19 protein-coding genes and 5 tRNA genes are annotated in these 25217 nt (G+C 41.9%); 14 read left to right on the forward strand and 10 right to left on the reverse strand.

Going from position 1 to position 25217, the window contains the following annotated elements; all coding sequences use genetic code 11:
- Positions 1–4: 4 nt before the first annotated feature.
- Positions 5–892, reverse strand: a complete 888-nt coding sequence (locus ACLD71_RS16510; protein WP_411991391.1) for a PhnD/SsuA/transferrin family substrate-binding protein — start codon at positions 890–892, stop codon at positions 5–7.
- A gap of 500 nt (positions 893–1392) precedes the next feature.
- Between ACLD71_RS16510 and ACLD71_RS16515 the strand changes: the two genes are divergently transcribed.
- Complete coding sequence (locus ACLD71_RS16515; RefSeq protein ID WP_411991392.1) at positions 1393–2226, forward strand: hypothetical protein; 834 nt, start codon at positions 1393–1395, stop codon at positions 2224–2226.
- A 67-nt stretch (positions 2227–2293) separates the two neighbouring features.
- On the opposite strand, the gene ACLD71_RS16520 is transcribed toward ACLD71_RS16515, so the two are convergent.
- Both ACLD71_RS16520 and ACLD71_RS16525 read right to left on the reverse strand, forming a co-directional pair.
- Entirely contained in the window at positions 2294–4990 is a 2697-nt protein-coding gene (locus tag ACLD71_RS16520) for a hypothetical protein (RefSeq protein WP_411991393.1), read from the reverse strand.
- A gap of 219 nt (positions 4991–5209) precedes the next feature.
- On the reverse strand, positions 5210–6241 hold the full coding sequence (locus ACLD71_RS16525) for a helix-turn-helix domain-containing protein (protein WP_411991394.1): 1032 nt from the start codon (positions 6239–6241) through the stop codon (positions 5210–5212).
- 185 nt (positions 6242–6426) lie between these two features.
- Here ACLD71_RS16525 and ACLD71_RS16530 point away from each other — a divergent pair, with 185 nt between their 5' ends.
- Positions 6427–6762, forward strand: a complete 336-nt coding sequence (locus ACLD71_RS16530; RefSeq protein ID WP_303509103.1) for a DUF805 domain-containing protein — start codon at positions 6427–6429, stop codon at positions 6760–6762.
- Positions 6762–7244 (forward strand): hypothetical protein, encoded by a 483-nt coding sequence (locus ACLD71_RS16535; protein ID WP_411991395.1) that lies wholly within the window; start codon positions 6762–6764, stop codon positions 7242–7244. The genes ACLD71_RS16530 and ACLD71_RS16535 overlap by 1 nt, the downstream gene beginning before the upstream one ends.
- A 324-nt stretch (positions 7245–7568) precedes the next feature.
- Here the strand turns inward: ACLD71_RS16535 and ACLD71_RS16540 are convergent, their stop codons facing one another.
- Positions 7569–9215, reverse strand: a complete 1647-nt coding sequence (locus ACLD71_RS16540; RefSeq protein ID WP_411991396.1) for a methyl-accepting chemotaxis protein — start codon at positions 9213–9215, stop codon at positions 7569–7571.
- Between the two features lie 249 nt (positions 9216–9464).
- Between ACLD71_RS16540 and ACLD71_RS16545 the strand changes: the two genes are divergently transcribed.
- Complete coding sequence (locus ACLD71_RS16545; RefSeq protein ID WP_411994870.1) at positions 9465–9800, forward strand: PBPRA1643 family SWIM/SEC-C metal-binding motif protein; 336 nt, start codon at positions 9465–9467, stop codon at positions 9798–9800.
- Between the two features lie 30 nt (positions 9801–9830).
- Here ACLD71_RS16545 and ACLD71_RS16550 read toward each other — a convergent pair whose 3' ends face one another.
- Together ACLD71_RS16550 and ACLD71_RS16555 are read right to left on the reverse strand one after the other, a co-directional pair.
- The gene (locus tag ACLD71_RS16550; protein WP_411994872.1) at positions 9831–10361 is read right to left on the reverse strand and encodes a YaeQ family protein; all 531 of its coding nucleotides are present in this window, start codon (positions 10359–10361) and stop codon (positions 9831–9833) included.
- 117 nt (positions 10362–10478) lie between these two features.
- A complete protein-coding gene (locus ACLD71_RS16555; RefSeq protein WP_137673150.1) occupies positions 10479–12017 on the reverse strand; it encodes a DUF3369 domain-containing protein in 1539 nt (512 codons plus the stop codon).
- Positions 12018–12259: 242 nt separating this feature from the next.
- Here ACLD71_RS16555 and ACLD71_RS16560 point away from each other — a divergent pair, with 242 nt between their 5' ends.
- Complete coding sequence (locus tag ACLD71_RS16560; RefSeq protein ID WP_303552740.1) at positions 12260–13414, forward strand: sensor domain-containing diguanylate cyclase; 1155 nt, start codon at positions 12260–12262, stop codon at positions 13412–13414.
- Between the two features lie 38 nt (positions 13415–13452).
- Here the strand turns inward: ACLD71_RS16560 and ACLD71_RS16565 are convergent, their stop codons facing one another.
- Positions 13453–14643 carry an aromatic amino acid transaminase gene (locus tag ACLD71_RS16565; RefSeq protein ID WP_411991397.1) on the reverse strand — a complete coding sequence of 397 codons (1191 nt, stop codon included), beginning with the start codon at positions 14641–14643 and terminating at the stop codon, positions 13453–13455.
- A 215-nt stretch (positions 14644–14858) separates the two neighbouring features.
- On the opposite strand from ACLD71_RS16565, the gene ACLD71_RS16570 reads away from it, so the two are divergent.
- The gene (locus ACLD71_RS16570; RefSeq protein WP_137673147.1) at positions 14859–15635 is read left to right on the forward strand and encodes a YdcF family protein; all 777 of its coding nucleotides are present in this window, start codon (positions 14859–14861) and stop codon (positions 15633–15635) included.
- A 115-nt stretch (positions 15636–15750) separates the two neighbouring features.
- Positions 15751–16503 (forward strand): triose-phosphate isomerase, encoded by a 753-nt coding sequence (gene tpiA, locus ACLD71_RS16575; RefSeq protein WP_137673146.1) that lies wholly within the window; start codon positions 15751–15753, stop codon positions 16501–16503.
- A 59-nt stretch (positions 16504–16562) separates the two neighbouring features.
- Here the strand turns inward: tpiA and uvrB are convergent, their stop codons facing one another.
- Positions 16563–18554, reverse strand: coding sequence for an excinuclease ABC subunit UvrB (gene uvrB / locus ACLD71_RS16580; protein WP_137673145.1), 1992 nt, complete (start codon positions 18552–18554; stop codon positions 16563–16565).
- Between the two features lie 657 nt (positions 18555–19211).
- Between uvrB and ACLD71_RS16585 the strand changes: the two genes are divergently transcribed.
- From ACLD71_RS16585 to ACLD71_RS16610, 6 genes are all read left to right on the forward strand, one after another.
- Positions 19212–19287, forward strand: a tRNA-Asn gene (locus tag ACLD71_RS16585).
- Between the two features lie 29 nt (positions 19288–19316).
- Positions 19317–19392, forward strand: a tRNA-Asn gene (locus ACLD71_RS16590).
- Between the two features lie 31 nt (positions 19393–19423).
- Positions 19424–19499: transfer RNA gene (locus ACLD71_RS16595), tRNA-Asn, on the forward strand.
- 27 nt (positions 19500–19526) lie between these two features.
- Positions 19527–19602, forward strand: a tRNA-Asn gene (locus ACLD71_RS16600).
- 28 nt (positions 19603–19630) lie between these two features.
- A tRNA-Asn gene (locus ACLD71_RS16605) sits at positions 19631–19706 on the forward strand.
- Between the two features lie 145 nt (positions 19707–19851).
- Positions 19852–21696 carry an EAL domain-containing protein gene (locus ACLD71_RS16610; protein WP_411991398.1) on the forward strand — a complete coding sequence of 615 codons (1845 nt, stop codon included), beginning with the start codon at positions 19852–19854 and terminating at the stop codon, positions 21694–21696.
- Here ACLD71_RS16610 and nrdG read toward each other — a convergent pair whose 3' ends face one another.
- Positions 21697–22167, reverse strand: coding sequence for an anaerobic ribonucleoside-triphosphate reductase-activating protein (nrdG, locus tag ACLD71_RS16615; RefSeq protein ID WP_411991399.1), 471 nt, complete (start codon positions 22165–22167; stop codon positions 21697–21699).
- A complete protein-coding gene (gene nrdD / locus ACLD71_RS16620) occupies positions 22168–24288 on the reverse strand; it encodes an anaerobic ribonucleoside-triphosphate reductase (RefSeq protein ID WP_411991400.1) in 2121 nt (706 codons plus the stop codon).
- A 346-nt stretch (positions 24289–24634) separates the two neighbouring features.
- Between nrdD and rsxA the strand changes: the two genes are divergently transcribed.
- On the forward strand, positions 24635–25213 hold the full coding sequence (gene rsxA, locus ACLD71_RS16625; RefSeq protein ID WP_137673141.1) for an electron transport complex subunit RsxA: 579 nt from the start codon (positions 24635–24637) through the stop codon (positions 25211–25213).
- Positions 25214–25217: the final 4 nt, after the last annotated feature.

The raw sequence follows: 25217 nt of genomic DNA on the forward strand, positions 1-25217 counted from the left end.
GTGATTACTCGCCAATGAAGTCTGAGTATTCCGGGTAACCAGCGGTTGCGTACATAGCGCGTACGTAGTTGTAGTCACTGTCTTTGATGCCAGTAAGGAAGCGCATGCCAGCGTACTTTTGGTTGTCTTCGCCTTTAAGAATCGCAGCGACTAGCTCGTCAGAATGGTTAACAAAGGCTTGTTGCATGGTTTGAAACATTTTGTCGTTTATATGGCTGCCAGCCATTAACACGTCGTTTGGCAGATCGGGACCACGAGCAACCACGCGGAATTCACCCGGCTGTAACCCGCCCTTTTCAATCTCTTTGTTACGCAATGAGATAAATTTTAAGTGATTAATGCCAATCGCCGATACGTCACCTTTCTTGAGCGATTCCCAAAGAACCGGAACCTTGGTATTAATCATGTCTACGTCTTTAGCAGGGTTTAAGCCTGCGTCAGCTAGCGCTTGAATTGGCCCAAGGTGCTTAGAGGTAGAACCAACAGAACCTAAACCAATTTTTGTACCTTTAAGTGAGGCGGCATCAGTATATGGGCTGTCTGCCATGGTGATGATTACTGCGAAGTAATCTGGGCGAGAGAAGCCAGCTACAATTTTTGCCTTAGAGCGTTTTTGCATCACTACGTATTCAGCTGGACCAGTGAGTACAAAGTCCACTTTGTTAAAGCGCAAAGCTTCCACTGCTGCAGTACGGTTAGTCACGGGCAAGAACTCGATGTCGTAGCCAGTTGCTTTAGACAAAGTTTCTTTAAACGCACCAAATTCACGTTGTAACTCTTCCAAACCGACAAGATCTGTTACGGCCAGCTTAACTGTTTCTGCATTTAATTGAGATGCAAATAAAAGAACTAAAGCGGCTGCCATGCCTGTTTTCTTAATCCAATTTAACATTTTGATTCACCGAAATTTTTGATTGTTGTTGAAGAAGTGAATTCAATAGTTACGAGGAAGTATTATGATTTGGTGATGGAAAAGTGATGGATTTATGACCAGCTTATTGAGTGTCTAGACAAGTAATTAGCTAAGCAATTGTTAAGGTAGACTAATACCTTGGCTATTTAGCGAATGGTCAGCATAAATCTTTGAATAAAAAAACCTACTTTAAATTAAGCACACTTAAGTGACCGAACTTTTATTATTGTAATTAGCCACTTATCAAAGGCTTTTTTACGCAAGTTTCGACAATATTTTGTTGCCTGAATCTTAAACAGCGCTGCCGCAAACGCCAATCAAACATGATTAAATACACATCTTATTGATGTAAAACATAATCGCCGTAGGTACAAATTTAAACGGTGTGAGATGGGCTAAAATTCTATTAGGCCTAGTTTTACTGAATACCCTGTTCAGCAGCCTCTTACATTTTATCAATTCTTCTAGAGGATATTGTTATGAAAGAGCTCATTGTTTTAGCCGTACACGGAATGGGACAACGAAAACCTAACTTTGCAGATGGATTAGAAGACAAACTCACCGAGTATCTTGGCTCAGAAGTAATGAACAAGGTGTCTTTTCAGCGAGTGAAATACTACTCAGCCTTACAAGCTCCCCAAGACCAACTGATTAGCGACATTTGGGATAGGTACCACAATCGATTTAGTACTATTTCAAACCATGGTAGGCGCTTTTTTATGAACTCGTTTTCTGACGCCACCAGTTTAGAAGTAGCCGGTCGAAGGCAAACCAACGATTACATGAAAATTATTAAGGCTGCTCAAGGCGCAATGTTTACAGGCATGGATGAGTGTGGTTTTAACCTAAACGTGCCAGTGGTAATTATTTGCCACAGCTTAGGGGCCCAGGTCATTTCCAATTACTTTTGGGACGCGCTAAATAGAAGTAATGCCCAAGTATGGGATAAAGACCACAACGACTTTATTAGCAACATTGATGATGGAAAACTCGCCTATCTAAAAGGCAACCGAGTAAAACTAATGTTTACCACTGGCTGTAATATTCCCTTATTTTTAGGTGGCCTGGCTCAACGCGAGTGTTTTATCAGACCCAGTACCCAATTTAGTTGGCTTAATTATTTTGATGCCGACGACCTTCTCGGCTGGCCGCTAAATGAATTAGGACCAAGCTACCAATTTGTAGTGGATAAATGTGTAAAGGTGGGTGGACTGATTAGCGGTAATACGCCGTGGAGCCACACCCAGTATTGGACAGACAAAGATGTTTACCAAGCTTTTGGCGACCACATTCGCGGTTATTTGGGTATGTAATAAAGAGTTTGCGGGAACGAAGTTATTAAGCCGTGCAACTGTGCAAAGTGATTGCACGGCAATAGGACTATAACACTTCTGTTTTGCCGCTGCGGTCGTATGAAATTACCGGTGTAAGCAGCGGCTCGTCTCTTCCTAGGTACTTGGCAAGAATAATCAACAATACCATTGTTGTTTTAGGAAGGGCTTCGGTAAACAAGCCACTAAACCAACCTCTTACCCTTATAAACGATTGCATGGTGTCTATTAGCTCTTCATTGGCTTGGTTAACGATGTTTATATAGGCTGTTGGATCCTTAGAGTTTACCGATTCGATTTGCTGAGTGAGCTTGCCGTAAATGGCTACAAACTGAGACAAACACTGAGCATTCTTTAATATGCCTCGTACTCTATCTTGTAGTAGTTTGAATGACGTTTCGGCCCCTGAAGGTGCCGAACTGGTGATATCTACTTCCAAGAACACTTCAAGCTGCTTTTTACCAATCACTAGGTTTTTACTGGTAAAAGCTATTTGGTTTTTATCAGCTGATGAAAGCGTCATGTTATAGAGCAAGTCTATGGCACTGGCTTCTATTTCACCTGCGTCTGCGTTGGCTAACGCACCAATATCTTTAGTACTTAAGCTTAAATGGCATTCGATGATTGAGCGTGATAACTGCTTACTTTCGCAAAGTACTTTGAAACGGTCTAAGGCTAAAAGGTAGCTTTTATTGTCAATTAAGGGCCACGGTTCTTGGGTTAAGGGGGCTAAAAATTGTTGCATTTCTGCTGGGGTCATTACGCCTTTGTCTTCAAAGCTTAGTCCAATACCTATATTGGGGCTGCCGCCAAACTTAAGCGCTGCTAGTACATCAAAAGCACTAACAAATTCTGCGTTTCTGCTTTCTTTAAGTGTTTTAGATGCGTGTCTAACAACGCTTTTTGCATTAAGCGCTAACAGTTGACCGGTGTGAGCAACCTTAGCCCGAGCTATTTTTTCTACGAAACTTTGCTCTGAGAAGCTAAAGCTGTCGCCTAGGTTAAGCTTTAGCCCAATCTCTTTAGACACTTTGCTGCTTTTAACTAGCCAACCAGATAATTGGCTTAAGTTGCCTTTGTTTTGCATAGCATGTAATGCATCTAGATTCAGTTGTTTGCCTAATAGCACATCTTGATACAAGCTCTGAGACGCAGCACTACTCGTGTTTAGCAAATTAAAACTGAGCATGGCTTGATTATTAGTTTGTTGACTATGCGAGCCATACACAGATAAACCAAGCTGCAGATCGGCGGCTTTTTTGATTGCTTTGCTAAATGTTGTTCGCGCTTGGTTATATTGCGCTAACCAAGCAGTAACACAACCGGTTAGCACCTCTACCAATTGCTGATTATTCAGCTGACCTTTTAGTTTGGTTTTAGCGTCTTTAAGCTGCTTTAGGGGAGTGAGCAAAGGCTTTACTTGATCTTGCGCGAGTTCAGCGATGGATGAGATTTCGTCCAATACTCTCTCTTTAGCCTTGTTACAGCTTTTCCCCACAAAATCTTTTAGTTTTAGACGATCTAACATGGCTGGGGTTAGAAAGGTGTTTTCTTCCAAGTATTGGGTTATTTGTTCGGATACGTCACCTGGATGACTCATCCAATCTAGGTGTTTTACACTTAACGCTAAAGACAACTTCTGTTTAACGGCTGCTCCTACTTCAGTAGATAAGCCATCACTATTACCATCAGCCACCAACAATGCGATATCTTGCCAGTTTTCACTGGAGAGCTCTTGCGCTAAGTGCTCATCAAACTGCGCTAATAGCCATGTACCGGGCTCTTTATAAGCTTCTAATAAGTCTTGAAGCTTTTTAGCGGCTCCATCTAATGACTCCAACGGTGTTGCTAAATAGGTCTCTGCAACTTTATCTAAGCCCTCTAGGTTTAGCATGGCGTCCAGGCTTATGCCTTTGTCGCGTATATGGTTGCTTAGTTGGTGAACGTCAATTTGGAGCCCTACATCCGCAGGTTTTATTACTATTTTAAAGTCACCAGTGAAGGCATAGCTGGCTTTTAACGCTACGCCTGCGCTGGTATTCACTTTGATGTCGAGTACTTTATCGCTGCTAGATACACTCCAAACATGGCCCAATGTAGCGGTAGTAGAACTTGAAACCGCTCTAGTTTGATGAATGATGACACCCTGCATAGCGTGTTTGGGATACTGAGCGTTGATAACATTGGTTAGTTTTTCTATTGAGAGCAGCGGCATTTTTTGCTTAACCAATTGGCCTAAAAAGCTGATTAGCTTTTGGTCATGTGCGACAGCGCAAACCACTTTAACCCGCCATTTTAGGTTAGCCTGACTATCGTTCGCCAAATTGAGCAGTTTAATCGGTAGGTTAACACTTACGCCGTTTGCCAGTTGTAGCTCTTGGTCTATGGCTACTAAGGCCATGTTAGCTTGCTGAAACTCAGAGTATTGTTCACTGTCTGTCGGTAAAACAAGATCAATGATTAAGTGACCACCAATGCGCCCGGTAACCGATAATCCAGTGCCAAGCGGCACCTTCCATTCTTCTGTGGCGAGTTTTAGAGAGGGGTCCGCTGTAACTTGATCAACAAACGAAAATAAACTTCGAAGCTCGGCCGCATCAATACCCACTTTGCTAAGGAGTTTTTTAGCGCCATTATCTAATGCATCCCATGCTTTAGCAGTACCCTGTTCTATTACAATGCCTTCAATCTGATCAACTTTCATAACCAGTTTACTTAAGGCTTGATTAAGGTCTAAAAGTGCCATTGTTGAATCCCTTCGATAACGTGGCTAAGTGGAGAAACCGTAATAATTAGAAACAATAATAATTAGAAACAATAATAATCATAGCCCAGTTAAAGACTAGAGATTTTGAATTTATGAAAATTCTTTAGTAACCAAGGCTTTGACCTATCAAACCACGAAAGGTGTTAGGGAGTCTTTGTTTGTAGGCAACATATTTGCTTTTGACATTACTGGCGAAGGCTATGCATTGTTTTGCTTTCTATACTCGCTGGGAGTGCAACCGGATATGCGAGAAAATTCCCGGTTAAAATTAGATTTTGTCTGAAAACCAGAGCTCATAAATACCTGAGTAACAGTATGCTCGGTACTTAACAAGTTGTGTTGCGCGTGCTTTATACGATATTCGTTAACTAACTTAGAGATGTTTTTCTTATGAATTAGGTTTACCGCAATTGATATCTTTTTTGCAGGGGTAATGAGTTTTCTGGATAATTTGGATAAGGTTAAATCTGGATCCAAGTATAATTTTTTTTCATCCAGCAATTGCTCTAATTGATTAACGATATCCTGCGCTTGTTCGGCTAACATTTCTTGATTTACGTTTTCTTCTCTAGACTCTGGAGCCCCACTTCCTGCGTGTTTTTCTTGGTTTGGCGTGCTTACACCAATAACAACCACCGCAAAAGACAGCACCGGTAGTAAGAAAAGGTGACCAATAGTCACTATGAGCAAAGAAAAGCTGCCGTGATTAAACATGAAATCTAAAGATACTATCGAGTCTATTGCCGCTGATGCTAAGAGCATCCAACCCGCCAGGTGTTCTGCTCTTTTAACTCCTTCCCAACGGCTTAAGGAAATGTTGATTAACAAGGTGTTTTGGCTAGCATGGCGTAACAGTGCTATGCCATAAACCACATATATAGAGGTAATAAGCGCATCTAAAGGCGGAGTCCACAAAGTTTGGCTTAGTACCGCTAATAGCACTAAGGCTGGGCCTAGAATGTGGCTTAGCCATAGAAAAGGCGTTGTTCTGCTGCTCTTTGTAAAACAATACCAAGCTATAACCGGTATTAGGGAAGCTAAAACCGGTTGTATAAATTGCAGTAAGGGCCAATTTACCGTCCAACGCAGCCCAACTACTGCGGTGGTTATTGCACACACTCCCAAAAACAAGCAGCTAGTTTTGGCTAGGTCTGGTGAGCGGATATACAAAATTATCGCCATTAAACTAAGCAATAAAGACACGACAAAAGGCACCGGAATAGCCAGCATAATGAGTTATTAACCTGTACTAAATTTATAAATCCATGCTTATAACAATATCCGCACCTGCATCGATTACCTAGCCCTTAACTAACAAAAACAGGTTTTAGCACGTCCTAAAACCTGTTTGAGGACGTTTTTGCTGCCGACATAGCCACACTAAGGCTTATTCATTTAGCAATAGGAATAAGTGTATGAATTTTTATATTTTAGCTTGGCAGCGTTACTTTGATTTTTCTGGATACTCAACCAAACAAGAGTTTTGGATGTTTATGTTGATTCACTGTCTTATCTGTTTGGCGCTTATTGTATTGGCCATTGCCGTGCCAAATGCAGAATGGCTAGACACCGCTTATAACCTTGTTAGTTTTATTCCGATGGTTGCGGCTATTGTTCGCCGCTTACATGATACGGGTAAACCTGGTTGGTGGAGCTGGATATTTGTACTGCCCATTGCAGGGCCTTTTATACTCGTTTACCTGCTGTGTTTGTCTAGCGTCATTCCACCACAAGCGATGAGGTACGTATAATGAGAAGCGTACTTTTCACATTAGCATTGATAGCAGCTGTGTTTACTGGGCAAGCAGCCACTATTGATTTAACCCCACCTAAAGTGCTGGGTGTTTTAACGGTGAAACATACAACTGAAGGCAATTTGCTTTGGTTACAAGGGCGCGTAGGCGAAGGACAATATTCAATTATTGATGATGCAGGGAGACAATGCTCAATTGATGTGCCTATTGCCATTGGACACTTAACCAAAACACATATTGGCATTGTTAAGCAACCAGGATTAGAGATAGCAATCACAAATTCTGAGTTAAATCATCAGCTGCTTAGCGGTAAACCTGTAACAAGTGACAATTGGGTATTTAGACGCGCTGACGATTCTTTGCCAGCAGACGGATACTTAGTGAGTGGGATAAACACTGAAGAAAGTTTTGTTTTAAACTCCCGCAGGCGATGGATATCTTGGCTGTTGAATGACCAACCCAGCTTGGTTTGCCAATAAATCTGTTCTAAACAGCTTGCTAGTTGATTGGATAAACTTTGTCAAACTGTTAAATGTAACAGTAACCAAATCAGCCAGTAAGTGCTTTAATTTACTTAACTAATCAGTACTCGCGTTCTGTTAAGTTGCTAGGGACTAAGTAGTTTATCTACTTGCCCCCCTAACCTACATGCTAGTTGAACAATTTTGCCTTTTGTTGCCACTAATTGATTTAGTGGCTTTTTTTTGGCTTGTGAAAAGATGTGCAACTTTACACCTTCTGTTGGTCAGTCCTGCTTGCAGCACGACTAACCAACATATGGTGAGTAAAAATCTCTCCTATAGCTACAATTTGAACGAGCCAACTAACTGATCAAGCTGATTAGACAGGCGCTGTAAGTGGCTGCTGGTGTCGTTTAGTTGCTCGGCTACGTCGGCAGTTTCTACTGTAAGCTGATTAATATCTTCAACATTACGATTGATTTCGCCCACCACGCTCGATTGCTCTTCTGTTGCAGTGGCCACTTGAATGTTTTGATCATTAATGTGCTCTATATGCTCGCTGATCTGAACCAAGGAGTTGTTGGCATTTTCTGCTTGTTCTACCACTAGTAAACTCTGTTCGCGCCCTTGAGACATTGCATTTACAGCCCGAGATGATTCGCCTTGTAGTCGATTAATCATGTTCTGGATTTCTTCGGTAGAGCCCGCAGAGCGGCTTGCTAGGTTTCTTACTTCGTCTGCAACAACCGCAAAACCTCGGCCTTGCTCGCCAGCTCGTGCAGCTTCAATGGCCGCGTTGAGCGCGAGTAAGTTAGTTTGATCAGAAATACTGCGAATGGTGTCCAAAATAGAGCTGATTTCACCTACTTGGTTAGCTAACGATTCTACTACTTCAGTAGCCTGGCCTAACTCATCGGTGAGCACCGAAATCTGCTCTCGCACATTGGCTACAGTTTCACCGCCATGCTTAGATTGGTGGGTTGCTTCTTTGGCCACTTCAGCAGCCTGTGAGGCGTTTCCAGCAATTTCACCTACCGTTGCCCCTAATTCATGAATAGCGGTGGCTACCTGTACGGTTCTATCTCGAGAAGTCGTACAGTTTGTTTGCGTTGATTGAGCTCGGTGCTGAACTTCTATTGCTGTATTAGCAAGTTCATTAGAACTGGAGGCGACTTCTTTTATTGCGTGATGGATTTTAGAAATAAAGCTATTGAAACTAGTGCCAATGGCATTAATTTCATCATTTCCAGATAGCTCTATGCGAGTGTCTAGTGCCATGTTATCGGCAGCCGAAGCAATGGTGGTTTGTAAATAGCCCACTCGGCGTTTCAAACTAAGAACTATATAGGAAGATACAACAAACGAAATGATTAAGCCTAAGCCAATGATGATACTCATTAAAAACTGACCGCTAGCGTAGCTACTTAAGCTTTGCTCGTGTTGCTCTTTAGCTTGCTCAAGCAAAGAGTCCATAATTGCCGATGTCTCTTTGCGCATTGTGCCGTAGGTTTTAGCATATCTGTTCTGATATATGTCTTTCGCCGTGTTCAAGTCCTTTTTTTCAAATGCTACTAACATGGGCTCTAGCTCTTTTTTGACCATATTCTCGAATTGACGGAGCAGTTGCTCTACTTCTTTACGGCGTTGCGGATTAACTTGAGCATCTACCGCATTTTGAAATGCCTCTCGCATTTCTATAATGTCTTCTTGGCGGGTTTCTCTTACCCTTGTTGTTACACCTTTTTTATCTCGTAAAGAGGTTTCCTGTAACAACATCATATCTATACCCACACGCATTCTCGGTATTCTTGACGCCACCTCTCCCATCGACCGCATCGGCGCAGAGGTATTGAGATACAACTGTTCCGCCTTTTGTTGAATCTTGGACATACTGTTTAAACTTGTCATCCCCACAACTAGTAGTGCTATACAAGGTAACAGCACGGCAAATATGAGCCGGGTTTGTAATGTAAAACGATTGGCAAACATATATCTTCCTTCTTCAAAAATGCTCAAGCAACAAAACGAAGCGTTAAAACCATGATAAAGCTAATGTTATTAAGCATAGTAGGAAGACAATTATTGGTCACTTTTTAACAAGAGTTTGAACGCAAATCTGCAAGCGTTTTACTGATGTACATCAGTCTTTAGCGACTAAATCCTTATCTGCAATTATTTACCGTTTATTTGCCAATGCATATGCTGTATAAGCCTGCTGCTAATTACTTTTTTGGGGAAATTATGTCTAAGTTTTTTTATAAGGGCCGAATCGAGAAAAAGCCGAAGTATGAAAGTTTTGGTTTTACGACCAAGCGAGCTGCAAAGTTGGGCACAAGTGAAAACCCATTGAATTTGACTGTTCAAACCGAAGAGAGAAAAGTGTCTGTTGTGGCACTCGCAGACGAACACCAACTTGCGGTTGAGGTTATCGTTGATGCGTCATCGGAAGAAAATACTCAAGCCTTAGACGTTTTGCTCAACAAGCCAACCACTACTACTTTTGCTACGACGCCTAAACGTAATGATCCTTGTCACTGCGGCAGTGGTAAAAAGTACAAGAAATGTTGTGGATAAAAAAGGAAGCCGAAGCTTCCTTGTTTAAACTTATTTTAAACTGCGCCAGTGAATTTCTATTTCATTGTCGTCTGAGGTTACGTAAGCTGATTCTTCGGTAATGGTTACCGATAGATCCATGGTACGTTTAACAAAAGAGGCTAAAGTGCTTATTTCTTGCCAGTCAAATTGCCAAACCTGAACCGCTAATTGATTAACTTTATTTTCTGTTTGCTGCCACCAAGTATCTGACTTAGCGTTAAAGGTATATACCTTAGCTAACTCAGCTGAACGAGAAGCCTTTTTCATGCGCTCTGGTGCGGGTTCGCCTACATCTACCCATACTTTGGTGTCGTTTTCTAAAGACTTTAACCAAATATCTGGTTCTTCTATTTCACTAAGTCCTTTAGTAAATTCTAAACCTTGTTCTGCGCTATGACAAAAAGCCATGGTGCGCGCCATCATTCGTTCTAAGGTTTCGGAGGGGTGTTGGGCAATGGTTAAGTTAAGTGTGTCGTAATAATTTCGATTCAAATCTGACAGTGAAATTCGTAACTTATAGATAGTTGGTTTTAGCGCCACAATTGTGCCCATAGTCATAAAAAAGCTTAGCCAGATTGGCTAAGCAAGTAATCAATGGAGCATGCGCTAAATTAAGCAAAAACTCAATCAGAAAGGTTAACTAGAACTAACTTAGCGCTAATCTGGGTAAGTATTTCTTATTTCGAGAAATTCGTCGAAATCTTCGACCAAAATATCAACCAGTTTTGGATCGAAATGTTTACCTTTTTGCTCAGTAATAAAGGTTTTAATCTCTTCATTACTCCACGGTTCTTTGTAAGAACGTTTAGACCCTAGCGCATCAAATACGTCGGTTATCGCCATAATACGGCCAACTAATGGTATATCTTCACCGGCCAACTGACGAGGGTATCCTGTTCCATCCCATTTCTCGTGGTGACATAGAGAGATTTCAGCGCCTAATCGAGCAATAATTTTATTTGAGTCGGCCAAAAGGTCATAACCTATTTGGGCATGGGTTTGCATGATTTTCCATTCTTCGGCATCTAACTTACCGGGTTTATGCAATATAGACTCAGGTATGGCAATTTTTCCTAGGTCGTGCAATGGGGCCGCGTGTTTAAACACTTCAACAAACTCTGCATCGAAATCTAACTTTTGCGCCATCAACTCACAGATTAACGATACGCGTTTTACGTGTGACCCAGTTTCTTTACTACGTTGCTCAATGGCGTCGCCAATAATAAAGATAAGCTCTTTTTGAGTATCTTGAATTTCTTCTTTAATGGTGAGATTTTCAAAGGTTAACGCAATATTGGTAGCAAATACTTCCAACAAACCTTTTTCAATGTCGTCTAAAGGTTTCTCGTGTTGAACATATAACAAGCTCACACTGCGACTATCGGTTGGATAAAAACCTACGTAGCAGTCTTCGGTTACTAAGGTTTTCTTCTCATCGAGCGCACGCTTAAGCAAGCTTTTTACGTTGTCTGGAATTTTGCTCTGGTCAAAGTCGTATTCATTGTGTTCGTTGGTAACAAAGTCACCGGTAGCAGCTAACACGTTAAAAGACTGATGCCGCAATACGTCTTCGGTAAGAGTAGTAATGTACATTGCGGAGCTTTCTAGCTGGAAAAGCTCAACCAATTGTTTGAGTACAGCTGAACCAAAGTGGTATAGCGTTTTACTTTTCAATACCAAAGAAGTTGATTCGATAACCTGTAATAAACCGGTGCGATGACGCTCAATAAACAGTATGTCTCGATAAGAGCGGATCGCTGAATAGGTGATTGTTTTTAGTTTGGTTGCGGTGAGTTCGGTTTTACTTTTGTAATCATTAATATCGTAATCTTTAATTACCGACTCTTCAGGTGCTTGGCCTGGTTGGCCGGTTCGTAAAATCAAACGAGTAGCATGGTTTTGATGAGTTTCGCGGATCCAACGTACTAACTCTAAGCCAGCATGGTCGGTTTCCATTACTACATCCACCAAGGCAATGGCGATGTCGTCGTTTTCTTGGAAGATTTTTTGCGCTTCTTCCGCACTATAGGCAGAAAGAAACTCCAATTTGTAACCATCTATTTCAACGTCAGATAAAACTAAGCGAGTAACGGAGTGAATTTCGGCTTCGTCGTCAATGACAAGTAATTTCCAGGTTGCTTTGGTAACTTCTTCAGCTGGTTCGTCGATATCATCGATGAAAAGAAAGTCACTCATGCGTCGCTCCATATTCTGTAGATACAGTAAAATTAGAACAGCAAATGCATAATATCAAAGAGTATTAGGGTGTTGCAGGCAAAAACTTAGAGGCTAAGCGTATTATCCATACGTTATTGATTCAAAATCTATTAATAGTTCGATAAAATCCACTCAAACTCAATTACTTGAAAACTATGGAAAGCCGCCTAACTAGCTACAACGTGTTTCCTTCTCTAGTCATACTGTCTGTGGCTGCTGGAATGTTGATTTGGCACTCTGCTTTGTCTAGCAATACAAGAGACATTATTTACTGGATGCCCTACGGCTTAGCTGCCATTACCGCTATGTTGGCTTTGCAGTTTAATCGTCGGCAGCTTATTGCGGTTGTCATGGTTAACTCGTTTAGTTACTGGATTATTTCCAATTATCTTCAGCAGCCTTTAGACGTGCCCGAAGCGAAAACAGCTTTTACGCTAATCTGTTTATTCATCCCATTAAACTTGGTGTTGAACCAGTTTATTAGAGAAAACGGCAGCAAAACGCGAAGAGCTTGGTTAAGTTACAGCTTTATACTGTTACAAGTGGCTGCTATCTCGCTAAGCATTAATTACTTCGCCGCTGATATGCTTGGGATTATCGATGAGTGGTTTCCCCCTCGCCCCTTAGATGGCTTAGTGATCAGTTTACACGCCCTTGGCTTAGCCACATTGTGTTTGGTATTGGCCTTTATTCGTTTTTTAAACCAGCCCACCAGTTTGTCTATTGGTTTGTTTTTTAGTTTTGTCGCCAGTGTCTTTCCTTTGGCGTTCCTCGACAGGGAAGCGATTTCGTCAGTATTCTTTGCGGCGTCGATGCTAATTATGTTGTACAGCGGGTTCAGTGCTTCACACGAGTTAGCCTACCGAGACGAGTTAACCGGCTTACTTGGCAGACGCATGTTGTTTGAGAAGCTGGCTGGTATGTCTAAAAACTATAGTTTAGCGATGGTAGATATTGACCACTTCAAAAAGTTTAACGATACCTACGGCCATGATGTTGGCGACGACGTGCTGGCAATGGTGGCGTCTAAACTCGACCAAATAGAAGGCGGCGGCCAAGTGTTTCGTTATGGCGGTGAAGAGTTCACAGTATTATTCAAAGGTAAAAAGCTCGATCACGCACTTGCCTTTTTAGATGATATTAGAGAAATAATCTCGGAAACGCCCTTTGCTATTCGTGATAAAACCAATCGCGATAAAGGCGACAAAGCCGCTCGAGACGAAGAAGCTAAACCGAAAAATACTGTACAGATTACCGTAAGCATCGGTGTGGCAGAAAAAGCTAGCCATCACGCCAACGCTGAAGAAGTGATTAAAGAGGCTGATAACGCTTTATACAAAGCGAAGAACAAAGGTAGAAATATAGTGGTGGGGTGAAAGTTTGGTTAAGCGCCTTAGCGCTTAACCAAAAAGCTTTAAACTACTGCAGCAATTGCCGCACAAAGCGCTTCCATATTGTTTTTAGTCATACCCGCTACGCTGATACGACCAGAACCTACGATGTAAACACCGTGCTCTTCTTTTAAGGTTTGTACTTGTTCTTTGCTTAAACCAGAGAACGAGAACATACCGTTTTGACGTTGGATGAAGCTATAGTCACCCGTTGCGCCTTTGGCAGCTAAAGTTGCCACGAACAAATCACGCATCTCTTTAATTCGCTCACGCATGTCAGCAACTTCAGCATTCCATTGCGCTTTAAGTTCTGGGTTTTGCAAAATGGTCGTAACCACTGCCGCGCCATGTGATGGTGGGTTTGAGTAGTTTGCACGAATCCCAGCTTTAACTTGGCTAAATGCTACTGCACCCTGCTCTTTGTCGCTAGCGACTAAGGTAAAGGCTCCAACACGTTCGTTGTATAAACCAAAGTTTTTAGAAAATGAACTTGCTACTAGCAGTTCTTTTATCTCTTTGGCAAAAATACGCAGGCCAGCTGCGTCTTCTTCAACACCCTTAGCAAAACCTTGGTATGCAAAGTCGAACAACGGTAGCATTTTTTTGCTGGCGGCTAAGCTAGCAAGTTGTTGCCACTGTTCGGTTGTTGGGTCAATCCCGGTAGGGTTATGACAACAGCCGTGGAACAATACAAGGTCACCTTCGGCAACTTGTTCTAGCGAGCTTAGCATTGCGTCAAAGTCTAAATCTTTAGTGTCAGCATTGTAGTAATCGTATGCTTTAACTTCTAAGCCTAAGGCTTTAAAGATATTGCCGTGGTTTGCCCAAGTAGGATTACTCACCCATACAGTACGAACACCCAAATGGTTGTAGGCAAACTCGGCTGCATTGTGCAGTGCGCCGGTTCCACCTGGTGATTGAGCGGTAAATCCACGCTGACTGGTTACAATTTCGCTGTTTTCGCCAAACAATAACTTTTGAACTTCGGTGCCATAAGCCGGGTTACCTTCAATACTGAGGTAAGACTTTGTGGCTTCGTTTTCTAAAAGTTGTTTTTCTGCAATCTTAACGGTGGCCAAAACTGGGGTTTGACCCGCTTCATTTTTGTAGATACCAACACCAAGATTGATCTTGTTGGGACGTGGATCAGCTTTAAAAGCTTCAGTTAATCCTAAAATAGGATCTGCCGGGGCGGCGGTTACGCGCTCAAACATATTTTCCTCACTGCTAATTACATACCTGTATTGAGCGAAGATTACCCTAACTAGCCAAACCTGTCTTTAGCGACAGAAAAAAATATCGGGATAATTTTGATTTAACGCACTTTTTTGGTTTAAGCATCTATTTTTGTCAATTTTGAGTAATCGTATTTCCACCATTAGCCACAATCAATTAAGATGCCTACAACGCATTTGAGAGAAACCACTATATGGACTTAAGTTTAGGTTTTATCGTTAAAAAATGGCTGGGATCGCTGTTGATGCCACTCAACATTTCGTTGTTTTTTTTGTTGCTTTCTTTTTACTTTGGTTTAACCAAACGGCCTTATCGTGCAGCAGCGACGTTGCTTCCTGCTTTGCTTATATTAATAGTGACCAGTAACCCGTGGTGGGTTAATGAACAATTGTTAGAAAAAGAACGTGCGGTGCTCCCCCCTAGTCAATTAGTAGATAGCTTTGATTTTGTTGTGGTACTAGGCGGAGGACATATAAGTGACCCGCTGCTATCGCCCACTGAACAGCTCAGCCGTTCTTCATTTGCTCGCATTATCAAAGGCATTGAGCTGAGTTTAGTTAATCCTCAAAGTCGCTTAATTGTGTCAGGTTATGGCGGCAGCGATCCTAACAGTAACGCTGAGCTAATGGAGAAAGTTGCGCAGCAAGCCAACATTCCTCCGGCAAACATCATCACTATTCCTAAAGCGAGAGATACTGAACAAGAAGCCGCGGTTATTGCGACTTATATAGGGCAACGACCCACTGCTTTGGTGACTAGCGCTACCCACATGCAACGAGCGCTAAAACACTTTAATAAGTATTCGAGCAATATTAGCCCGGTTCCAACAGACTATTTGGGTAAAGAAATTCAAGGAGAACAACAACTTTATGAATTTTTGCCTGACGCACGATTTATCCATCGCTACGATGCCTTATGGCATGAAAAACTTGGTATTTGGTGGCAACAAATTCGTGCTTATTTTTCGTAATCGTTTGTTTTAGATCAGCTATTTTCAGAATTAGGCAGATAATTTCGCGTAAACACTACGTTTTTGTAATTTATTCACTATAATCGAGCCAATTTATTTAAAGGAGAGAAGCACAATGAGAACACCTCTAGTAATGGGTAACTGGAAACTAAACGGTACTAAAGATTCTGTTACCGCATTAGTAAATGGCTTAATCGCACCTGCTAAAGCAGCAACAAATGTACAAGCTGCAATTTGCCCACCTGTTGTTTTCTTAGGTCAAGTTGAAGCGTTAGTAGGCGATGCTCCTATCGCTTACGGTGCACAAGATGCAAGCGTAAACACTTCTGGTGCATTTACTGGCGAAAACTCTCCAGTTATGTTGAAAGAGTTTGGCTGTACTTACAGCTTAGTAGGCCACAGTGAGCGTCGTCAGTACCACAACGAAACAGACGCTGTAGTTGCCGCTAAATTTAAAGCTATTCAAGAAAACCAGTTAGTACCTGTACTATGTATCGGCGAAACTCTTGAAGAGAACGAAGCAGGCAAAACTCAAGCGGTAGTTGAAACTCAACTTAAAGCTGTTATCGACCTTTGTGGTGTTGAGTCCCTAGAAAACGCCGTTATCGCATACGAACCTGTATGGGCAATTGGTACTGGTAAATCTGCTACTTCTGAGCAAGCTCAAGCTATTCACGCTCACATCCGTAGCTGGTTAGCAGCCCAAAGCGCAACAGTGGCTGAGAAAGTTCAAATCCTTTACGGCGGTAGCGTTAAAGCGGCTACAGCTAAAGAACTTTTCTCTCAAGCTGACATTGATGGCGCGCTAGTTGGCGGTGCTTCTCTAATGGCTGAAGAGTTTGGTGCAATTATTACTGCAGCAAACTAAGATAGTTTTTAGCTAAAAAAGCCGCTGTTATCAGCGGCTTTTTTTTGTCTTAGTTTTAGTTAACTCATTTTTACTAATTGTTCCTGCATTTCGGTTATCTCATCACGCACCGCCGCAGCTTGCTCAAATTCCAGCTCTTTAGCATGGTGGATCATTTGCTTCTCTAATTGAGCAATATTTTTAAGCATAACCTCAGGAGTAAGTGCCGCGTATTTAGCTTTAGGTTCAGCAGCTTGTAAGACCTTACTCTTACCAAAGTTACTAATATCCACTACTTTTTTGTTTAGCTTTTTCGGTACAATGCCGTTGTCTACGTTATATTGATGCTGAATTTCACGACGGCGTTTGGTTTCGCTGATTGCTTTCCCCATGGAGCCAGTGACTTTATCACCGTAAAGAATCGCTTTACCTTGTGGATGACGTGCAGCACGGCCTATCGTTTGAATCAGTGAACGTTCAGAGCGTAAGAACCCTTCTTTATCAGCATCTAGAATGGCAACCAAAGAGACTTCTGGCATATCCAAACCTTCTCGCAATAAGTTAATACCGACCAACACGTCAAACACACCCATTCGTAAATCACGAATGATCTCCACTCGCTCTACAGTATCGATATCAGAATGCAGATAACGTACCTTTACTTGGTGCTCGGTTAGGTATTCACTTAAATCTTCCGCCATGCGTTTGGTTAACGTTGTCACCAGTACTCGTTCGTCTATCGCAGTTCTAATACGAATTTCAGACAACAAATCATCAACTTGGGTATTAACAGGTCTTACTTCTATCTCAGGATCAAGCAATCCAGTCGGCCTAACCACTTGCTCCACAAATTCTTGATTGGTTTTCTCTAACTCATAGTTGCTCGGTGTCGCCGATACAAAAATAGTCTGTGGGGCTATTTGTTCAAACTCTTCAAACTTTAGGGGCCTATTATCCAAGGCAGAAGGCAAACGGAAACCATAGTTCACTAGGTTCTCTTTACGAGATCGGTCCCCTTTGTACATAGCGCCAATTTGCGGAACAGTAACGTGAGACTCATCGATTATTAACATGCCATCAGCCGGCAAGTAATCAAGTAAGGTTGGTGGTGGCTCGCCAGGCGCGCGCGACGATAGATATCGAGAGTAGTTTTCGATACCTGAGCAATAACCCAGCTCATTCATCATTTCAATATCAAACAATGTACGTTGCGAGATCCGTTGCTCTTCTATAAGTTTATTGGCATCAAGTAGCTGCTTCTTGCGCTCATTTAGCTCTTCTTTAATAAACGAAATGGCATTTAGAATGGTTTCTCTAGGGGTAACGTAGTGAGTTTTAGGAAATATAGTCACCCGCACCATCACTTCTTCTTCGGCGCCGGTTAGCGGGTCAAAGCTGCTTAAGCGCTCTACTTCGCCGTCGAATAATTCTATGCGTACAGCGTTTTTATCGGATTCTGCTGGAAAGACATCAATCACATCTCCCCTAACCCGAAAAGTAGAACGCTGAAAAGCCGCATCATTTCTAGAATATTGTAATTCAGCCAAGCGCCGCAAAATGGCACGTTGATCGATCATGTCGCCAACGCTTAAATGAAGCATCATCTGCAAATACGACTGTGGGTCACCTAAGCCGTATATTGCTGACACAGACGCCACTAAGACTACGTCGCGTCTCTCTAGTAGTGCTTTGGTGGCAGATAAGCGCATTTGCTCAATATGTGAGTTTACCGACGCATCTTTTTCAATGAATGTATCGGTAGTAGGCACGTACGCTTCTGGTTGGTAATAGTCGTAATAAGAAACGAAAAACTCAACTGCATTATTAGGAAAGAACTCTTTCATCTCGCCGTATAACTGTGCAGCCAAGGTTTTATTGGGCGCCAATATAATCGTGGGGCGGTTTTGGGTAGCAATCACATTTGCCACAGTAAAGGTTTTACCCGAGCCCGTAACCCCTAATAATGTTTGGTGAGCGAGGCCATCTTCTAGGCCTTCATTTAAACTACTGATTGCCTTAGGCTGATCCCCTGCGGGTGTGTAATCAGACACTAAGTCGAAAGGTTTTTTCATTATGTAACTACCGATGAACTGTTCTGAGGCTAAGATTGTCTATTCTACGCAAAACTGCTTTGATTTTACTAACCGTATTACCTTTTCAGCCAATTTAAGCTAACTCCAGCAGAGAATATTGCATTATGCTTTTACTCAGTATATTCAGCTAAATTGTGCACAGTAAGATGACTGTAATGAAAAGTAATGCACATCAAATATTTTGTAAAAGCAACAACTTTATATTGCGGTTAAATTTTGAGCTTTTGTGCCAATAAATCACTAAGGTATTGATATTTATATCTAATAAGTAAAAACAGATATAGATCAAATTTGCTTCAACTCACCGTAACTGCTGGGCTAGCGCTGATAGTAACTATTTCATGCACACAGTTATCCACAAAATCAGTGGATAACTATCTGTAGATAGCACTAACAAAGGCTTTTCGGCTTTGTGTATAAAATCTGTTCAACATCGCCTGGCTATAAGGAAATGGTTTTTTATGAGATTTAATTATCTGCGCATTATTTATACCAGCTGAGCAACTTTCGATCTGTTGTTTGCAACAACTGGATGTAAGTTGAGCAAACAAACAGAAAATGTCATTTTTGACGTAGAATTAGTTGACACTTATAGGGGCAATTATTACTATGCGCCCCGCACTTAAGCAAAGCGATTCCCCAATAGCTCAGTTGGTAGAGCGGTGGACTGTTAATCCATGTGTCGTTGGTTCAAGCCCAACTTGGGGAGCCAAATTCCTTAGCTTAAGTACAAATCAAGATTCCCCAATAGCTCAGTTGGTAGAGCGGTGGACTGTTAATCCATGTGTCGTTGGTTCAAGCCCAACTTGGGGAGCCAATCTTGATTTAAATGTAAGACCTTATATGATTCCCCAATAGCTCAGTTGGTAGAGCGGTGGACTGTTAATCCATGTGTCGTTGGTTCAAGCCCAACTTGGGGAGCCAATCATATAAGTAGATATACCCTAAGATTCCCCAATAGCTCAGTTGGTAGAGCGGTGGACTGTTAATCCATGTGTCGTTGGTTCAAGCCCAACTTGGGGAGCCAATCTTAGTATATCCAGTAAAAAAGTAATTCCCCAATAGCTCAGTTGGTAGAGCGGTGGACTGTTAATCCATGTGTCGTTGGTTCAAGCCCAACTTGGGGAGCCACATTTCTAATTATTTTCCCTCCTACTTCACGCTAACGTTTTTACACACTTTAAAATTATATTACCTAATGCTAAGCATCTGATAGATAAGTCTAATGTTTGCATGTATCATTATTGCGATCGCTGAATAATTATACAGGTAGGATATGAAAGGCCTTAGAACATTCTTTGTTGTAAATGCTTTTTTGTTTATTGCGTTATGGATTTCCTTAGTGGGTGTACACGTACAACTTTTCAAGTTGGATCTTGCGCGTGAAAACCAACAGATAAATACCCTACTCGCCTTGCAACTAACAAAAGTAAGCCAGCTCAACCAGGACTATCTATCTGGGTTACGCGAACAGCATAACCTCAGCTTTATTTCTACTCAGTTAGCCGTAGACAACACCTTGGCAACAGTGGGCTCTGCTCAGCACTGGCTGGTAGATTTAGCCGAACCAAGTAAAACGGCTATGCAGACTTTAGCGGTAGACAAATTTAGCGTGAATTTTAAGCCTTCTTTTGAATTTGTTAGCGATGGTTACTTAAAACTGTACCTTACTATTGCAGCGCTATGTTTTATGGGCTATTTCCTCACGAGTTTATTGTATCTGCGCGCAATATCTCGAGTTAAGAGCAAACTTAAGAAACTGGTTAACGCTGACCGCCTCGTGGATGAAAAGCCCGTATTAGGCTCGGTGGGCGAATTAATTAAGGATCAGAAGCAACAGTTCACTCAGCAAATTCGCCAACAAAAGCACGCGATTAAACAACTTGAAAAACAAGTCGCTTTAGACCCGTTAACGGGCATGTTTAATCGCCATTCTTTCCGCCAAAAAATGCAGGAGATGCTGCAGTCAGAGTCTAAAAACACCGTGTTGTTTTTAGTGAGAGCCTCACAGCTGGAAGAAATCAATAAGTCTCGAGGACATCAGGCCGGCGACGACTACATTAAAGAAATAGCGCGTATTATTGATTTAAACCGCAAAGATTATTCAAGCAGCCTACTCTATCGGTTGTTGGGCGCTGAATTTGCCCTTATCATCCCTAACTTTGCCGCCAGCCGAGTAAGCCAAATAGCGCTAGCGCTGAAATCTTCGTTAAGCGATTACAGTAGCAACAAACAAATGCAAAGCGCCGCTTACACCGGAGTTACCGAACTAAAACAAGGTGATACCATAGAACGCATTATAGCCCGTGCCGACGCTGCATTAGCTATTGCTCAAAGCCTTTCACCCAACGGCTGGGAAATCGTTTTAGAAGACAACGAAACATTGGAAAGTAGCGAACTTCAATGGCACACCACCATTAGTAGGCTCATCAATCACGCTAACTTCCGCTTAGCCTCTCAGGCTATTCAATCGCTTCACAGAACCATGCCTGCTTATCATGAAGTATTTATACGTTTCTTGTCTGAAAAACAGCAACAGCTGCCAACAGAAACTACCTTGGTAATGGCACAACGTTTAGGAGTGATTGTTGAGTTAGAAAAAGCCACTTTACGCTATATTTTGAAAACGATTTCTAGCCAGAATGCCGAGTATCGCTGGGGAATTAACCTAAGTAAGCTAATTTTAACCGACCCAGAGTTTTGTGGTTGGCTAACTCAGGAGCTACTCACCTACCCTAATCTGAAGTCTCGTGTGGTGTTTGAAATAGAAGAAGAATTGCTAGACATGCACTTAACCAATGCTAAGAAGCTATTTGAGGTATTACGACGCAATAGCTGCCACACAGCGATTGCAGATTTTGGTAATGGTATTGGCTCATTCAAGCTGTTTAAAGAGCTTAAACCTAACTATGTGAAAATTAGCAGCGATTTGGTTCAGCAACTTGAAACCGATAAGGCTAACCAGCAGTTTGTTACTATGTTAGTAGAAGTATCACATCGACTAGGATGCCAAGTAATTGCTCAAGGTGTAGAAACACTTGAGCAAAAACAATTGCTAGAATCTATGTATGTAGACAGCTTGCAGGGTTACTTAATTGCTCGTCCTGAGCTAATAAGTTAATTAACGCAGTGGTTGTTGGTAGATAATTTGGTTACTACTACCGCGCCATTGCAACTTTGGATCGGCAAGTGTCTGTTCAAACTTGCCATCAATTAGGGTATCGACTAACTTAACTACCGCTTGCTGCTGTTCATCAAGATCGCTTAATAAATACCCTGTCCACAGCCATATATCTTTATCACTGCATTCCTGTTTAACACGTTGAACTAAACGATGAACGGCTTCGACGTTTTTCGGGTGAAGGGGATCTCCACCGCTAAGGCTTAGGCCTTTTCGTTTAATCCGCGTGTCGTTTAGGTCATCGATAATTTGTTGTTCTAATTCGGAAGTGAACTGATGGCCTGAATCACAACTCCATGACTTTTGATTGTAACAACCGCGGCACTGGTGCTCGCAGCCAGCAACAAACAAGGTACAACGAGTACCTTGTCCATTAACTACATCAATAGGATGATAGCTTAAGTAGTTCATTTATAGATGTTTTACTCGTCGTTTAACTTCTTCTTGCTTACCGTAGTTAAACGGGCGCGCATCTGGGCTACCTAAATAACCACATACTCGTCGAGTCACCGATACCTTGCTAGCTTCAGTGTTGCCGCACGAAGGACATTCGAAACCTTTGCTTGTGCAGTTAAACTCGCCAGTAAAGTCACACTCGTAACATTCATCTATTGGTGTATTAGTGCCGTAATAAGGTACTCGACTGTAGCTGTAATCCCATACGTCTTCCAAAGCTTCAGTGTTGTGTTGCATGTTTGGGTATTCGCCATAACAAATGAAACCACCACTAGTGACCGACGGGTAAGGTAATTCGAAATCGATCTTGTCGAACGGGTTAACCTTTTTCTCAACATCTAAATGAAAGCTGTTTGTGTAATAGCCTTTATCAGTAACGTCTACAATCACACCAAACTTTTTAGCGTCTAAGCGACAGAAGCGATCACACAAGTTTTCACTTGGGGTGCTGTACAAGCTAAATGCATAGCCGCTTTCTTTTTCCCAGCGAAGAGTAGCTTGCTTAAGCGCAGTAACAATACCAAGGGCTTTTTGTTGAAGTTGCTTATTGTCGTACACGTGGTCTTTGTTGTCATAGAGCGCGTTTACTGTTTCGTGTAAACCAATGTAACCCAAAGAAATTGACGCACGACCGTTTTCAAAGATCTTAGATACATCATCTTCGGCGTTCAGCCGAACACCACAAGCGCCTTCCATGTACAAGATTGGAGCAACCTTGGCTTTTACGCCTTTTAAACGGTCTATACGAGTATCTAGGCCCATTTTTGCCACGCTTAAACGTTGCTCCAATAATTCAAAGAAGCGTTGCTCATCACCTTTAGCTTCAATAGCGATACGCGGTAAGTTTAAGCTAACCACTCCTAAATTATTGCGGCCATCATGGATGTCTTTACCATCTTCTTGGTAGTGACCTAAAAAGCTACGACAACCCATTGGGGTTTTAAATGAACCAGTGACCTCTACTACTTTTTCATAGTTAAGAATATCTGGGTACATGCGTTTCGACGCACACTCTAAAGCTAACTGCTTAATGTCGTAACTTGGGTCAGACTTCTTATGATTTAGGCCATCTTTAATTGCAAACACTAGTTTAGGGAACACTGCTGTTTTGGCATTTTTGCCCAAACCTGCAATGCGGTTCTCTAAAATTGAACGCTGAATAAGACGAGAGGCCCAGCAAGAACCTAAACCAAATCCAAAAGTAACAAACGGAGTTTGACCATTTGCGGTATGCAAGGTGTTTACTTCGTACTCAAGTGACTGAAAAGCGTCGTGACACTCTTTCTCAGTTTGTGCTTTAGCGTAAGCTTCGGCGTCTGCTATTTGCCACTGTTGAGCGGTAGCTAAATGTTTCTCATGGCTTTTAAGCACATAGGGCGATAAAATTTCATCGATCCGGTTAATCGTGGTTCCGCCGTAAATATGGCTAGCCACTTGGGCAATAATTTGTGCCGTAACTGCAGTCGCCGTAGAAATCGACTTAGGCGTTTCTATCTCGGCATTACCCATTTTAAAACCACCGGTTAACATCCCTTCAAGGTCAATCAACATACAGTTAAACATTGGGAAGAACGGTGCGTAATCTAAATCGTGAAAATGGATTTCGCCAGCTTCATGGGCTTTAACAACATCACGTGGAAGTAAATGCGTTTTTGCGTAATGCTTAGCAACAATACCTGCTAACAAGTCACGCTGAGTAGGAATAACTTTACTGTCTTTATTGGCGTTTTCGTTTAACAGTGCCGCATTGCTTTGCTCAACCAGACCTCTGATTTCGCTATTTAGCACGCTACGCTTATCGCGAGCAACGTCTCTATCATGGCGATATTCAATATAAGCACGAGCCAGTGTTTTGTTGTCGCTTTCCATCAAGAAGTTTTCTACCGACGATTGGATATCGTTAATATCAACTTCTGATTGATTCAAAAACTGCTCAGTGACCTGCTGAGTAATTTGTAGTGCTACGAGGTTATCCTTTACACCTAAAGCTTCAGCAGCTTTCAGTACGGCATCTACAATTCGCTTCGCGTCGTAAGGTACACGGCTTCCGTCTCGTTTTATCACGACTGTTTTCACGATTTACGCTCCAATTTAACTCACTCATTCTATAAAATTGTTTGGAAGCCACGTTGTTAAAGGCTTTGCAGAGAGTTCTGCATACAAAAAGCGTTAAACAGGATGGTTTTCCATATCTAGTGGTGAAGGATTTTAGTACCCACTAGATATAGTAGTCGAGTAATTTTATTCATAAAGCAAATACCAATGATCAAGATCAATTGAAGCTAAGAAAGACAATTTGTTTGCACAAAAATGACCCACTAATCACAGCAATATTTTGTGCCCTTTCCCACAGTGAACTCGCGGTTGTTATACGGCACGCAAACAAGGATAATAGCGGCTCGTTTCGCTGCATCTTACTTAAATGACTGAATATTTGTTGTTATTGATTAGCACCGTGCTGGTTAATAATTTTGTACTCGTTAAATTTTTGGGCTTATGCCCATTTATGGGTGTATCCAGTAAAGTGGAAACTGCAATAGGCATGGCCTTAGCAACCACTTTTGTACTCACCTTGGCCTCTATGTGTTCTTATTTAGTGGAGCAATATATTCTTGCACCACTAGATATAGTGTATTTGCGCACCATGAGTTTTATTTTGGTAATTGCTGTTGTAGTGCAATTTACCGAGATGTTCGTTCAAAAAGCCAGTCCCGCTCTGCACCGCGTATTGGGTATCTACTTACCATTGATTACGTCTAACTGCGCAGTATTAGGGGTAGCACTGTTAAATATTAACGAACAACACGATTTGTTTGAGTCAATTATTTACGGGTTTGGCGCTGCTGCAGGTTTCTCATTAGTTCTCATATTGTTTTCAGCGATGCGAGAGCGCTTAGTGGTTGCCGATATTCCGGTGCCATTTAAAGGTGCTGCAATCGCCATGATCACCGCAGGCTTAATGTCGTTAGCTTTTGTTGGATTCACCGGATTAATTAAGTAGTAAA

Source organism: Agarivorans sp. DSG3-1 (assembly GCF_046774965.1).
GTDB lineage: Bacteria > Pseudomonadota > Gammaproteobacteria > Enterobacterales > Celerinatantimonadaceae > Agarivorans.